At 70.0% G+C, this 12,660-nt stretch carries 14 protein-coding genes; 9 read left to right on the top strand and 5 right to left on the bottom strand.

Features of this window, described 5'->3' with window-relative positions:
• Positions 1-89 precede the first annotated feature (89 nt).
• From D9599_RS12935 to D9599_RS12925, 3 genes are all read left to right on the top strand, one after another.
• Positions 90-833 (top strand): endonuclease/exonuclease/phosphatase family protein, encoded by a 744-nt coding sequence (locus tag D9599_RS12935; RefSeq protein ID WP_232480462.1) that lies wholly within the window; start codon positions 90-92, stop codon positions 831-833.
• Between the two features lie 2 nt (positions 834-835).
• On the top strand, positions 836-2,290 hold the full coding sequence (locus D9599_RS12930) for a phospholipase D family protein (RefSeq protein ID WP_198381652.1): 1,455 nt from the start codon (positions 836-838) through the stop codon (positions 2,288-2,290).
• 61 nt (positions 2,291-2,351) lie between these two features.
• On the top strand, positions 2,352-2,843 hold the full coding sequence (locus D9599_RS12925; protein WP_198381651.1) for a GNAT family N-acetyltransferase: 492 nt from the start codon (positions 2,352-2,354) through the stop codon (positions 2,841-2,843).
• 36 nt (positions 2,844-2,879) lie between these two features.
• On the opposite strand, the gene D9599_RS12920 is transcribed toward D9599_RS12925, so the two are convergent.
• Both D9599_RS12920 and D9599_RS12915 read right to left on the bottom strand, forming a co-directional pair.
• A complete protein-coding gene (locus tag D9599_RS12920) occupies positions 2,880-3,845 on the bottom strand; it encodes a tripartite tricarboxylate transporter substrate binding protein (RefSeq protein WP_198381650.1) in 966 nt (321 codons plus the stop codon).
• Positions 3,846-3,977: 132 nt separating this feature from the next.
• Positions 3,978-4,967: an aldo/keto reductase gene (locus tag D9599_RS12915; protein ID WP_198381649.1), complete on the bottom strand. Its 990-nt coding sequence runs from the start codon at positions 4,965-4,967 to the stop codon at positions 3,978-3,980.
• Positions 4,968-5,114: 147 nt separating this feature from the next.
• Between D9599_RS12915 and D9599_RS12910 the strand changes: the two genes are divergently transcribed.
• On the top strand, positions 5,115-5,615 hold the full coding sequence (locus tag D9599_RS12910) for a hypothetical protein (RefSeq protein WP_198381648.1): 501 nt from the start codon (positions 5,115-5,117) through the stop codon (positions 5,613-5,615).
• Positions 5,616-5,655: 40 nt separating this feature from the next.
• Here the strand turns inward: D9599_RS12910 and D9599_RS12905 are convergent, their stop codons facing one another.
• From D9599_RS12905 to D9599_RS12895, 3 genes are all read right to left on the bottom strand, one after another.
• Positions 5,656-6,081, bottom strand: a complete 426-nt coding sequence (locus D9599_RS12905) for a cupin domain-containing protein (protein ID WP_198381647.1) — start codon at positions 6,079-6,081, stop codon at positions 5,656-5,658.
• Between the two features lie 55 nt (positions 6,082-6,136).
• A complete protein-coding gene (locus D9599_RS12900; protein ID WP_198381646.1) occupies positions 6,137-7,381 on the bottom strand; it encodes a hypothetical protein in 1,245 nt (414 codons plus the stop codon).
• Between the two features lie 128 nt (positions 7,382-7,509).
• On the bottom strand, positions 7,510-8,412 hold the full coding sequence (locus D9599_RS12895; protein ID WP_198381645.1) for a LysR family transcriptional regulator: 903 nt from the start codon (positions 8,410-8,412) through the stop codon (positions 7,510-7,512).
• A gap of 93 nt (positions 8,413-8,505) precedes the next feature.
• Here D9599_RS12895 and D9599_RS12890 point away from each other — a divergent pair, with 93 nt between their 5' ends.
• The 5 genes from D9599_RS12890 to D9599_RS12870 all read left to right on the top strand — a co-directional run.
• Positions 8,506-9,504: a tripartite tricarboxylate transporter substrate binding protein gene (locus D9599_RS12890; RefSeq protein ID WP_232480461.1), complete on the top strand. Its 999-nt coding sequence runs from the start codon at positions 8,506-8,508 to the stop codon at positions 9,502-9,504.
• A 4-nt stretch (positions 9,505-9,508) separates the two neighbouring features.
• A complete protein-coding gene (locus D9599_RS12885) occupies positions 9,509-10,840 on the top strand; it encodes an acyclic terpene utilization AtuA family protein (protein WP_198381644.1) in 1,332 nt (443 codons plus the stop codon).
• Position 10,841: 1 nt separating this feature from the next.
• The gene (locus D9599_RS12880; protein ID WP_198381643.1) at positions 10,842-11,165 is read left to right on the top strand and encodes a hypothetical protein; all 324 of its coding nucleotides are present in this window, start codon (positions 10,842-10,844) and stop codon (positions 11,163-11,165) included.
• A gap of 204 nt (positions 11,166-11,369) precedes the next feature.
• Positions 11,370-12,341, top strand: a complete 972-nt coding sequence (locus D9599_RS12875) for a tripartite tricarboxylate transporter substrate binding protein (RefSeq protein WP_198381642.1) — start codon at positions 11,370-11,372, stop codon at positions 12,339-12,341.
• Positions 12,342-12,351: 10 nt separating this feature from the next.
• On the top strand, positions 12,352-12,660 hold a 309-nt coding region (locus D9599_RS12870), incomplete at its 3' end, for a hypothetical protein (protein WP_198381641.1).

Below are 12,660 nucleotides of genomic sequence, written 5' to 3'. Positions count from 1 at the left end.
TTTCGCTTCCACATGGCGTGCATATGACGGTTCGTCGACGGCCGGCGCCTACACCGAGGGAGCCGGCGAGAGGGCGGCACGCAGATGGCTTGATCACGATCGCGTCCTACAATGTTCACAAATGCATTGGCGTGGACAAGCGCTTCGATCCCTCGCGCGTGGCTGATGTCATCGCAGAACTCGACGCAGACATCGTTGCGTTGCAGGAGGCGGATCGCCGTTTCGGACGCCGCATCGGCCTGCTGGACATGACGGCGATCGAGCGGCGCACAGGCCTTCGGATGGTGCCGATATCGAGCGCACCGGGCGGCCACGGCTGGCACGGTAACGCTCTGCTGATCAGGGTCGGCCGGGTCGCCGCCGTTCGTCGCCTTGCACTGCCCGGGGGCGAGCCCCGCGGTGCGGTGATGGTTGATCTGGACTTGCCTATGGGGCGCCTGCGCCTCGTCGCCGCTCACCTTGGCCTGCTCAAGCGGCACCGCGAGGGACAAGCCGCCGCCATTCTCGCCGCCTTGTCCGAGGGAACGGACGCGCCCAGCGTCGTTATCGGTGACCTGAACGAATGGCGCCTGGGCCGCCGCTCCTCGCTCTGCATGTTGGAGAAAAGCTTCGGTGAGACGGGGCCTGTTGTTCCGACGTTCCCGAGCCGCCTCCCGACGCTGCCGCTCGACCGAATCCTTGTGAACCGCCGCGGCCTGATCCAGGCCGTGGAGGTGCACAACACCGCGCTCGCGCGGATTGCCTCTGACCATCTACCACTCAGCGCGACGCTCAACCTGGGCATGGTCGCGAGAGCTCGCTTGTCCGAGGATGCAATCCCGGAGGTAGCCTAGCCATGGTCCTTGCCCTACCCGGCCGGAGCGATGAACCGGCATCGATCCGCGCCGAGGCCGGGTGGGGACAAACCGGCCTCGGGCTTCTTGTCAGCGGGCGAACGGCCTTCGCGGCGCGCGCACGTGCCGCACGGCTCGCCACGCAGACGCTCGATCTGCAGTACTACATCTGGCGGGACGACCTGACCGGCAAGCTGCTCGCCCGCGAGGCATTGCAGGCCGCCAATCGAGGCGTCCACGTGCGGCTACTGCTCGACGACATGTATGCGATCGGCCGGGAGAGGCTGCTCTCGACCCTGGACGCGCACCGGCATATCGAGGTCCGCCTTTTCAATGCGACGCAGTGGCGGCGCTTCGGGCACCTCGGTTTCCTGCTGGAGATGCTTTTCGGCGGATGGCATCTCAACCGGCGGATGCACAACAAGGCCTGGGTCGCCGACGGGCGCTTGGCGATCCTCGGTGGGCGCAACGTTGGCGACGAGTACTTCGACGCCTCAGACACGTTCAACTTCCGCGACCTCGACCTTGCCGTGACCGGCGCCGCGGCGCGCGATGCGAAATCGATCTTCGAGGCTTACTGGCACCACCGCCTGTCGCGCCCGGTCGCGCAGGTGAGCCGGGCACCGCACAACCGCCGGGGCGGGCTGCGCAGGCTTTCCCACCGGCTGGATCGGGCGACCCAGCTGGCGGCGGCAGAGCCCTTCTTCGCGGAAATCCTCAAGAGTGCCTCCACGTCGAAATGTTACGGCAAGCCGGCCCGCCTGGTCTCGGCGCCAGCGGCGGATGTACGGGTTACTGCGGACCCGCCGGATAAAGCAGCCCGCGAGGGGACTGCGGCCGAATGGCTCGTCACGGACGTTGTCCGGCTCCTCAAAGGGGCGAAGAAGGAGGCGCTGCTCATTTCCCCCTACTTCGTTCCGGGCGAGGAAGGCGCGGCGCTTCTGGAGGATCTCGCGGCGCGCGGAGTGCATGTGTCGGTCGTGACGAACTCGCTCGCCGCAACCGATGTCGTTGCCGTTCATGGCGGATATGCACGCTATCGCAAGCGGCTTCTGCGTGCCGGCGTGCAACTGCACGAACTTCGGCCGTCCGGCGGGGAGGGCACGAGCATGCTTGGCTCGCGTGGCGCGAGCCTGCACACGAAGGCGCTCGCCGTCGATGGCGCGCGCGCCTTCGTCGGTTCGTTCAACCTCGATCCTCGTTCGCGGGCGCTGAACACGGAGATGGGGACCTTTGTTGACGACGTGGTCGTCGCGCAAGGAGTGCGCGAGGAGCATGCGCGCCTGGCGCGCCCGGACCGCAGCTGGCAGGTGACCATCGACCGAGCGGGGAGCCTCCGGTGGGCGGCGACGATCGGCGGAGCGCAGGCGGCCTGCCGGACCGAGCCCGATGCGTCCACAGCGCGGCGCGCGCTGGCCTGGCTTGCTCGCCAAGCCCCAGTCGAATCCCAGTTGTAGATCCCGCCGGACGGATCGTGTTGCATCGGGCACCGGAAGCTCATCGAAGAAGGGGAGATTGATGATCCGGACGAGGCTGGCCGGCACTGGCGATCTTGAAGCCGTTGCAGCGCTGATCGTCGAAAACTCCTCCGCAAATGGCGGGGCGTTGACCGGCGACTGGTCGCTGGACCGGGTCGAGCAATGGTTCGCCCGCGGCGATGCCATCATCGTGGCCAGCGACGGGGACCGGCTGGTCGGTGCCTTGCTCACGAGCGAGGGGACGCAAGCCGCAGGGCCGGCAGTCGCCGCCATGCTCGACGCCTATCCCGGAGGTCCGTCTGCCTACGTCTATGGCCCGGTCTGCATCGACGCGCGGGAGCGGGGCAGGGGCCTCCTGGCCGCCCTCCATGCTGAGGCGCGGCGGTATTACCCAGGGCGCGAGGCCGTCCTGTTCATTCGCGCGGACAACCCTCGCTCCCTTCAGGCGCACCTAAAGCTGGGCATGCGCGTGGTGGGCGAGTTCCCCTTCGCGGGGCAGCGCCACCTGGTCCTCAGCGACGCTGCGGACTGAGCCGGAAGGGATCACGCCCGCGGTGCCCTGGCGCCCTCAGCCCAGTTGCAGGCGCCCTGCCAGTTCGCGGAAGAACTCCCGATCCTTCGCGATATGCGCGTCGAAGGTCCGCGCGTCGGCGTAGCTGTAGCCGAGATTCACCTTGGCCAGGGCCTCCTTGAAGCCCGGCTCGGCGGCGGCCTTGCGGGCAATGTCGCCCAGCACCTCCACCACCGGCGCGGGGGTCGCGCGCGGCACGCCCAGGCCGCGCCACGTGCCGATGGTCAGGTCCACGCCGCGCTCCTTCAGCGTCGGTACCGTGTCGAAGCCGGGAACGCGGGAGTCGGCCATTACGGTCAGGGCGCGCATCTTGCCGCCCTGCACGAAGGCATTCGCCTCCCCGGGGCCGCAGCACATGGCGTCCACGTGGCCGCCGAGCAGCGCCGTCAGGCCCGGCGCCGCACCGGGATAAGGAACGTGAAGGAAGCGCACGCCGGTCTTCTCGGCCATGGCGGCGCCGGAGAGATGCCAGATGGAGCCCACGCCGGAATCGCCGAGGGTCACCCCACCCGGGCGGCGCTTGGCTTCGGCCAGGAAGTCCTCGATCGTCTGCCAGGGCGCTTCCGTGCGCACCATAATGGCGGCAGGATCAGCGTTGAGCTGCGCGATCATGCGGAAGTCGTCGGCGGTGAACTTGATCTGGTTCAGGAAGGGCAGGATCGCCAACTCGACGAAGACGACACAGACCTTATAGCCATCCGGCCGGGCATTCAGCGTCTCGGCGAAGCCGATGGCGCCGCTCGCGCCGGGGCGGTTCACCGTGATGAAGGGCTGGGGCGAGTGGTTCTTCGCGGCCTCGGCGAAGGCGCGGGCCAGCACATCGGTGCCGCCGCCGGCAGAGGCGGGGACGATCAGCTCGATCGGGCGGGTGGGATAGTCGGCGGCGCGTGCCCGCGGCGCGAGGCCGAGGCCAGCTGCCCCGGCAGCCAGCGCGATGAATTCGGAGCGGCGGATGGTGGTCATGGAACGCTTCCTCGCTTGCTTGCCCGGGAGAGGGGCGCGCTGGTGGCGGACGGCGCCGCGTCTCACGCCTGGGAAACGGAGCATTCCCGATGCGCAAGCGTGTCGCAAGCCGCGGCCGCACGCGGGCGGGGCTTACCCCGCCGGCGTCGGCGCTCCCTCCGGCAGCACGCCCGTCCGCTTCAGTTCCTGCCAGAAGGCAGCCGGGATCGGCTGGCTCATCAGGGTGACGTTCTCCCGCACGCGCGCCGGGTTCTTGGTGCCGGGGATGACCGAGGCGACCACCGGGTGGGCGGCACAGAATTGCAGCGCAGCCGCACGCAGGTCCACGCCGTGATCCTTCGCGATCGCGGCAAGACGGTCGCGCGCCGCCACCTTCTCGGGCGGGGCCTCCTGGTACTCGAAGGTCCTGCCGCCCGCGATGAGGCCTGAGTTGTAGGGGCCGCCCACCACCACGTTGACACCCTGGTCCGCGCAACGCGGGAAGAACACGTCGAGGGCCGGGTGGTCCAGCAGGCTGTAGCGCCCTGCGAGCAGGAAGACGTCGGGGTCCGCGCGCTCCAGCGCGAGCACGCAGGGCTCCACCCGGTTCACACCCAGGCCCCATCCACGGATGACGCCCTCCTCCCGCAGCCTCGTCAGCGCCACGGCGGCGCCCTTCATGGCGATGTCGAACACCTCACGCCAGCGCTCGCCATGCGCGTCCTCCGCGCAGTCATGGATATAGGCGACGTCAATCCGGGCCAGCCCAAGGCGCTGGAGGCTGTCCTCGATCGAGCGCCGCACGCCATCGGCCGTGTAGTCGTAGTCCACCCGGAAGGGCAGGCCCTTCACGAAGGGGCCGTGCTTGCCGCCCTTGCTCGCGTCCGCCCGCAGCAGGCGGCCCACCTTGGTGGAGAGAACGAAGTCGTCGCGCGGGCGGTCGCGAAGGGCATGGCCGAAGCGGTGCTCGGAGATGCCTGGCCCGTATTCCGGCGCAGTGTCGAAATACCGGATGCCGGCGTCCCAGGCGGCCCCGAGGGTGGCCGCGGCGACGTCGTCCGTCACCTCCTCGAACATGTTCCCGAGCGGGGCGCCGCCGAAGCCGAGGGGGCCCGGCGGCGCGAAGCGCTTGCTGGCTGGCATGTGTTGCGTCTCCTTCCGCCGGAGCGTCGGCGTGCAGGGGGGAGAAGGACCTAGCGCGGGCGCGGTTGCCTCCTGATCGGCAATCAGGCGCCCGGAACTCCCGCGCGCGGCACGAGTTCTCCCGGCTGATCGTTCGGAGATGATGACATGCTCGCCTCCTTCCTGATGGGCCTGGTCGGCGGACAGCGCGGAATGACCCCGCTGGCAGCGGTCTCCGTGGCGGCAGCGCGCGGCGGCCTGCTCCCAGGCAACGGCGCCCCCCGTCTTCTGGGGCATCCGGCGGTCGCCACTGCCACCCTGGCTCTCGCAGCGGCCGAGCTCGCCGGTGACAAGCTGAAATCCGCTCCCGATCGTATCGTGCCGATCGGCCTGGCGACGCGGTTCATCACCTGCGCCATCGCGGGCGCCTCGCTCGCTCCGTTTCGGCAGCGCTGGCCTGCCGCGCTGCTCGGCGGCTCCACGGCCGTCGTCGCCTCCTATTTCGGCTGGCGCGCGCGGGTCGCGACCATGCCGCGCTACGGCCAGACGCCGACCGGTCTCGTCGAGGACGCCCTCGTCATCCTCGGTGCCGTGGCCATCCTACGTGGGTTGAGCCGATCCTCCGGCGGTGCCGGTGTAGGCGACATGATTCGGCGCCGCTTCACCTGATACCCGTCGCCTGCCGTTGGCGCCGCGACGGCCAGAGCCTTCAAGCCCCGTGCTGGCTGATGAAGCTCTCCGGCGTGCCGTCCGCGGGATTCACGAAGATAATGTCCTTCGGATCTCGCCGGGGTGTGTCCACCGAGAGGAAGACCACCGGCCCCTCCAGGAGGTCCGGGATCGCGTGCACGGTGCCGCGCCGGAAGAAGAGAAGCTGGCCCGGCCGAAATTCCTCCTGCGTGTCCGCGCTCTCCATCCAGAAGGTGCCGCGCCCCGAGACGACGTAAAGGTACTCGTCGCAGGTCGCGTGGTAGTGCGGCGGCGTCGGGCGATAGACACGGAACACGCGCGCGCTCGCGGCCGCCTCGTTGGTGAGGTAGCGATCCAGGAGAAGCGTGTCGGCGCTTTCCGGAAAGCTCCCGGCGATCGCCATGATGTTGAAGCGGCCGTGGGAAGCGGTGGGGTCGTCGGACATGATCTGCTCCCTTGCGCCATGGCGGCGCAAGCCTGACGGCAACGCGCAAGCGCCCCTATCGAACGAGCCGCAGGGTTCCAGCCGATGGGATTTCGGAGGCGGATTTCTGCAGGTTCAGCAATTGCGTCGTCAGGGCCAGCACCCGCAGCGTCAGGTCCTCGCCCTCGTCGTACTCGGCCACCCACCAGGGCCGTCCCTGGTACTCGGCCGAGAGCCGCGGCCGGGTCGGCCTCTCGGACCAAAGGCGGAAGAGGCGGGGCGTGCCCGCGGCGCCGATGTTGATGCGGTAGGGGATCCCCGCCTCCTCGCGCCGCTGCACCTCGCCGAGGTAGCGCAGCACCTCGTCCACCGAGCGCAGGTACCAGGAAACGCCGGGCGTTGCCGCCTCGCCCGCGCCGGAGGGCCGGTCCGCCACCTCGTCCGCCGTGCAGGGAGAGCCCTCCTGCGACATGGGGGAGGCCTGGGGGGCGTCGTTGTCGAGGGCGAGCGCGGTGTAGCGCCCCGGCGTCCCATTGCCGGCACCGCCGGGCACGCAGACAACGAGCTGGGGCAGGGCGCGGTAGAGCTGCCAGCCCGTGCCGTCCTGCCGCATCGTCATTCCCGGCTGCCGGGCCGTGGTGAGGTTCTCCGGGGCGATCGCCTCGGCCCTCGTCAGGCGGGGCCCGACGGGCACGAGGCGCGTGTAGCCGTTGAACTGCAGTGGGCCGTGGCCGGTGATCGCGTCCACCATCGCCTGGAAGGGATCGCAGGGTGCGCGGGCCGCGAGCCCCTCGCGGGCGCAGGCCGCGCGCGTTGCCGGGTCCAGGTCCTGCCGGCGGCGAGGGTCGTTCACCGCGATCCGCCCGCCCGGCCCCTCGTCGAAGCGCGACACCAGCAGGTGGAGCAGCAACTGCGCCGGCCATCCCTGGTCGGAGAGCAGCCGCAGCAGCGCCGGGTCGATCGGCCGCAGCAGGCCGCGCGCGAATTCCTGCCGGTCCAGCGGCGCGATGTCGAAGCTCGGGCTGGTGGTGGCGATGAGTGCCGGTTCCGTGCCGCCGTTGACGTTCGAGAGGTCGTAACCAAGCGCCGCCGACAGGCTGAGCGACCCGTGGATGGCGCCCACCTCGGTAAAGTGCAGCGGCGCCTGGTCCCGCGCGCGCAGCACGTTCAGGAGGAGCACGGTATCCGTCGCCGTCTGCACGCTGCCATTATAGGCGATGCCGTGCCGCCCGATCGTGTCGCCGAGCGAGCATCCGGCGGCCAGGAAGGCCAGGGCCAGGCACAGGAGGGGCCGGAAACGGCGCCGGAGAGGTGCCCTCATCGACGACGGGGAAGTCTGGAGATCATCGGGGCCGCACCTTCACCACGCCGGGCGGGCGCCTTGTAGAATGAGGGGAAGCAGGCTGGAAAGGCACCCACCCGGAGCCAGGGGCACGCCCCGGGGCTCCCTTACGACGGGTTCGGGTCGCCCTCCCTGGGGAGCAGGCTGCTCCTGAGCGCCTCGGCCGCGGGCGAAAGGCTGCGCCCGGCGCGCTGGATGAGGCTGATCGAGCGCCTGATCTCCGGCGCCCTGATCGGCCGGGTGTGGAGGACCGGGGCGACGCGGAGGTCAACGGCGGAGGAGGGCAGGACACCCACGCCGAGGCCGGCCCGCACGAGGGCGACCGCGGTGCTCATGTAGGTCACCTCATAGGCGGGCAGCGGGATCGTGCCCGCCGCGCGGCAGGCCCGGTCGAAAAGAGTGCGCACGCTGCTCTCCGGGTCCATCAGCACGAGCGCCTCCCCCGCCAGCTCCGACACCGGGATTGCGCGGCGGGTCTCGAACCGGTGACCGGAGGGCAGCACGGCGACCATCTGGTCCTCAAAAAGTGGCGTGACCTCGATTTCGGGATCGCGCTCGATCTCGGTGCCGATCCCAAGCTCGACGGTGCCGCTCCTCACTAGCGCTACGACCCCTCCGGCCACCGCGTCGCGAACGATGACCCTGATGCCCGGATGGGCCGCGCGCAGGCGGAGGAGGACAGCAGGCAGCACCGTCGTCCCGACCGAGGGCAGGACGGCAAGGCGGACAAGCCCGGCCCGCCCCGCAGCGGCCTCCTTCGCGCCGGCCACCACGGCGTCGAGATCCTCCAGTACCCGTGCGAAGGCCTCCACCAGTCCCTGCCCCGCATCGGTCGGCACCGCTCCCCGCGCGCCACGGTCAAAGAGCCGCAGCCCCAGCGCGGTCTCGGCCTCGCGCAGCTGGACGGTGAGCGCAGGCTGGGAAAGGTGGAGCAACGCCGCCGCTCGGCCGAGGCTTCCTGTCCGGGCCACCGCGACGACGGCGCGCATCTGCCGCAGCGAAACACTCATAGAGGTTCATTATGGGCGGCCTAAAGAACTTTCAATTGTATTATCCGTCTCCTTCCGGCTCTCTTCCCCGCAACGATGGAGGAAGACGCCAGCATGGCCATGTCACCCGGGTTCCCGCGGCGTCGGATACTGGCTGCCGCAGGCAGCGGCTTGGCGCTTCCCGCACTCTCCCGCGCAGCCCTCGCCCAGGCCAGCTGGCCCGATCGGCCCATCCGCGTCATCGTTCCCTTCGGTGCCGGTACGAGCACCGACATCATGACACGCCTCGTGACGCCGCGGATGTCGCAGGAGCTGGGCCAGCCGATCGTTGTCGAGAACCGGCCGGGCGCCGGCGGCGTGGTCGGTTCCGAGGCCGTCGCGAAGTCCGCGCCCGACGGCTACAACCTCTGCATGGGAAGCATCGCCTCCCACTCCGTGAACGTCTCGCTCATGCCGCGTTTGCCTTACGACGTGCTGCGTGACTTCACGCCGGTCTCCCTTGTCACGAACGCGCCGAACCTGCTGGTCGTCGGCAACGGGGTGCCCGCGCGGAACCTGCAGGAATTCCTCACCTGGGCGAAGGGGCAGCGGGGCGGCGCCTCCTATGCCTCGGCCGGCAACGGCACCTCCAGCCATCTTGCGGGGGAGCTTCTGAAGCAGCTGACCGGCGTGCCGCTGGAGCACGTGCCCTATCGCAGCGGCGCGCAGGCGCTCACGGACATTATCTCGGGCCAAGTGGCGATGACCGTTTATCAGGTGACGGCCGTGCTGCCCTTCGTGCGCGACGGCAAGATGCGTGCGCTCGCCACCACCTCCTCGCGCCGCCTCGAATGGACGCCCGAGGTGCCGACCGTAGAGGAACAGGGGGTGAAACCCTTCGATGTCGCGGCCTGGCACGGGCTCTTCGCACCGGCGAACCTGCCCGCGCCGATCCTCGACCGCCTCTATCGCGCGCTGACGGTGGCGCTGAACGACCCCGAGCTGCGGCCGAAGCTGAACGAGCAGGGGTTGGAACCCGTCGGCATGTCCCCCACCGACTTCCGCCCTTGGCTGGAGGCCGACATCGCGAAGTGGCGTGAGGTGGTCCGCGCCGGCAACATCAGGCCGGATTGAGCGGGTGAAGACGGTCCGCATCGGCGCCGGCTCCGGCTTCTCCGGCGACCGGATCGAGCCCGCGGTGGAACTGGCCGAGCACGGCGGCCTTCGCTACCTCGTTTTCGAGTGCCTGGCGGAGCGGACCATCGCCCTCGCTCAGCTCGCAAGGCGGCGCGACCCCGAGGCAGGCTACGACACGCTGCTCGCGGCCCGCATGCGCGCGGTGCTTCCGGCCTGCCGCCGACAAGGCATCCGCATCGTCACGAACATGGGCGCTGCCAACCCGCTCGCGGCCGCCCGCCGCGTGGCGGAAGTGGCTCGCGGCCTGGGTCTCTCCGGCCTGCGGATCGCCGCGGTGACGGGTGACGACGTGACGGACAGCTTGCGCGGGACGGACGCCGCGCTCGACGAGGGCGGCACCGTCGCGGCCCTCGGCAACCGCCTCGTCTCCGCCAATGCCTATATCGGCGCGCAGCCGATCATGGAGGCGCTGGCGGCCGGGGCGGAGGTGGTGGTCACCGGCCGCGTCGCCGACCCGGCGCTGTTCCTCGGCCCGCTGATGCACGAGTTCGGCTGGGCGGCGGACGACTGGACCCGCCTCGGCCGCGGCACGGTCGTCGGTCATCTTCTTGAATGCGCGGGCCAGGTGACGGGCGGCTATTTCGCCGATCCAGGGTTGAAGGAGGTGCCGGACCTCGCGCGCCTCGGCTTCCCGCTGTCCGAGGTTTCCGAGGACGGGACGGCGACGATCACGAAGGTGCCGGGCTCTGGCGGGCGGGTGACGGCCGCGACCGTCAAGGAGCAGCTTCTCTACGAGGTGCACGACCCCGCGCGCTACCTCCAGCCCGATGTCGTCGCCGACTTCTCCGGCGTCAGGATCGAGCCGGCGGGCGAGGACGCGGTGCGCGTCTCCGGCGGCGATGGCACGGCGCGGACGGGCACGCTCAAGGTGTCCGTCGGCTGCCACGAGGGTTGGTTTGGGGAGGGGCAGATCTCCTATGCCGGCCCCGGCGCCGCGGCCCGCGGACGGCTGGCGCTTGAGATCGTTCGGGAGCGTCTGCGCCTGATCGGCCATGAGGCGGAGGAGTTGCGCTTCGAGCTGATCGGGGTGGATTCCATCCTCGGCCACGCCGCCGGTGCACCCGAGCCGCGCGAGGTGCGCGTGCGCGTCATCGGCCGCTGCGCCTCGCCCGAGGAGGCGGAGCGGATCGGGCATGAGGTGGACAGCCTCTACCTCAACGGCCCCGCGAGCGGGGGAGGAGTGGTGAAATCGGTACGAGAGGTGATCGGCATCCGCTCCTGCCTCATTCCCGAGGCCGAGCCGCGCATCGGCCTGACCTGGGTGGAAGCCTGAGATGATCCTCCGCGACCTCGCCCATGCCCGCGCGGGCGATAAGGGTGACATCTCCTGCATCTCCGTCATCGCCTACGATCCGGCCGAGTACACGCGGCTGGAGCGCGAAGTGACGGCCGAGCGCGTCGCCGCGCATTTCGCAGGCATCGTGCAGGGAGAGGTGCGCCGCTACACGCTTCCCGGCATCGGCGCGCTGAACTTCGTGTTGGAGGGCGCGCTCGGCGGCGGCGTCACCCGATCGCTTGCCCTCGATGCGCACGGCAAGTGCCTCGCCTCACGGATGCTGGAGCTTGAGGTTCCGGTAGACGAAAGCGAAGCGGGGTAGGGCACCCGGTCCGCCTGAGGAGGCGAGGCCCCGGATGGCGACGCGCCCTGGCATCCCTAGGCCGAGCCGTCGCGGGTTTCTGCATGGAGAAGGGCAGGCGGTGGGCTGATAAAGCTCTATGGACTGACCTATTGCTTTTTTCTTCCTGATCAGCCCATGAAGGCCGGTACAGCCCGGCCAACGGGCGCATGTCAGGAGGAATGGATGCGTCGGGCCGAATTTCTGAAGCTGGGCGTCGCGCTGAGCCTGGTGCGCGCGGGCGCCGCCCGTGCCGAAACCTTCCCCAACCGGCCGATCCGCCTCGTGCTTCCCTACGCGCCCGGCGGTCCTGCCGATGCCTTCAGCCGCGCTATGGGGCGCGCGATGACGGAACGCCTGGGCCAGCCGGTGGTGGTGGACAGCCGCGGCGGCGCGGGAGGCGTGCTCGGCATGGAGATCGTGGCGAAGGCGCCGCCGGACGGATACACCATCGGCATCGGCGGCACGGGCTCGCTCGCCGGCGCGCTCAGCCTCATGCCGCAGATGCCCTATGACCCGCTGAAGGATTTCGCGCCCATCTCCATGATGGCGGCGGTGCCGGAAATCCTGGCCGTGAATCCAGGCCTGCCTGCGCGCAGCGTGGCGGAGCTGATCGCCTATGCGAAGCGCAACCCTGGCAAGATCTCCTATGGGTCCGGCGGCAACGGCACGGGGCCGCACCTCGCCGGGGAGCTGCTGCGACTGCATGGCGGGATCGACATCGTCCACGTGCCCTACCGCGGCGCGGCACCGGCCACCACCGACCTCGTCTCCGGACAAATCCAAATGATGATCGGCGAGGGGCCGGCGCTGCTCCCCTTCATCCAATCCGGCCAGCTTCGCGCGCTGGCCGTGACGACGCGCGAGCGCATCGCGGCTCTGCCGGACCTGCCCACCCTTGCGGAGGCCGGGGTTCCCGACATCGAGCTCATGAACTGGTACTGCGTCCTCGCCCCCGCGGCCGTGCCCACGGACCGGCTGGACCTGCTGCGCCGTTCCGTGACGGAAGCGCTGGCGGAACCGGAGGTGCAGCGGGTTTTCGCGACCCAGGGCGCCAGCGCGGCGCCGGGCACGCCCGAGGCGCTGATGGATCACATCCGTCGCGAGATCGCGCGCTGGGGCGAGGTCTCCCGCGCTGCCGGCACCCGGCCGGGCTGAAGGGGACCGCATGGCCGGACAATCGGTTGCCCAGAAGATCCTCGCCCGCGCGTTGCGGCGGGACGCAGTCGAGGTGGGCGAGTACGTCACTGTCTCGGCCGACCACACGGTCTGTCAGGAACTCTTCTGGCCCGGCCACCAGCGCAACCTGGAGCGGATCGGCGTGGGCCGAATCCCCCGCCCGGACAAGGCGGTGATGGTCATCGACCACTCCACCTCCGCCGCCATGGGGTCGCACCATTATCAGACACACCGCAGCTTGCGGGACTGGTGCACGGCGCAGGGCATCGTGAACTTCTTCGGCCCGGGCAGCGGGCTA

The organism is Roseomonas sp. KE2513 (genome assembly GCF_016107305.1).
GTDB lineage: Bacteria > Pseudomonadota > Alphaproteobacteria > Acetobacterales > Acetobacteraceae > Roseomonas.
The sequence above is the reverse complement of the archived record's forward strand: the minus strand, read 5'-3'. Positions and strand labels throughout refer to the sequence as shown.

What these genes read in the sequence shown, in the direction of transcription:
- D9599_RS12930 (WP_198381652.1), top strand. Translation starts at nt 836, where the DNA reads ATGGTCCTTGCCCTACCCGGCCGGAGCGATGAACCGGCATCGATCCGC.
- D9599_RS12925 (WP_198381651.1), top strand. Translation starts at nt 2,352, where the DNA reads ATGATCCGGACGAGGCTGGCCGGCACTGGCGATCTTGAAGCCGTTGCA.
- D9599_RS12920 (WP_198381650.1), bottom strand. Translation starts at nt 3,845, where the DNA reads ATGACCACCATCCGCCGCTCCGAATTCATCGCGCTGGCTGCCGGGGCA.
- D9599_RS12915 (WP_198381649.1), bottom strand. Translation starts at nt 4,967, where the DNA reads ATGCCAGCCAGCAAGCGCTTCGCGCCGCCGGGCCCCCTCGGCTTCGGC.
- D9599_RS12910 (WP_198381648.1), top strand. Translation starts at nt 5,115, where the DNA reads ATGCTCGCCTCCTTCCTGATGGGCCTGGTCGGCGGACAGCGCGGAATG.
- D9599_RS12905 (WP_198381647.1), bottom strand. Translation starts at nt 6,081, where the DNA reads ATGTCCGACGACCCCACCGCTTCCCACGGCCGCTTCAACATCATGGCG.
- D9599_RS12900 (WP_198381646.1), bottom strand. Translation starts at nt 7,381, where the DNA reads ATGAGGGCACCTCTCCGGCGCCGTTTCCGGCCCCTCCTGTGCCTGGCC.
- D9599_RS12895 (WP_198381645.1), bottom strand. Translation starts at nt 8,412, where the DNA reads ATGAGTGTTTCGCTGCGGCAGATGCGCGCCGTCGTCGCGGTGGCCCGG.
- D9599_RS12890 (WP_232480461.1), top strand. Translation starts at nt 8,506, where the DNA reads ATGGCCATGTCACCCGGGTTCCCGCGGCGTCGGATACTGGCTGCCGCA.
- D9599_RS12880 (WP_198381643.1), top strand. Translation starts at nt 10,842, where the DNA reads ATGATCCTCCGCGACCTCGCCCATGCCCGCGCGGGCGATAAGGGTGAC.
- D9599_RS12875 (WP_198381642.1), top strand. Translation starts at nt 11,370, where the DNA reads ATGCGTCGGGCCGAATTTCTGAAGCTGGGCGTCGCGCTGAGCCTGGTG.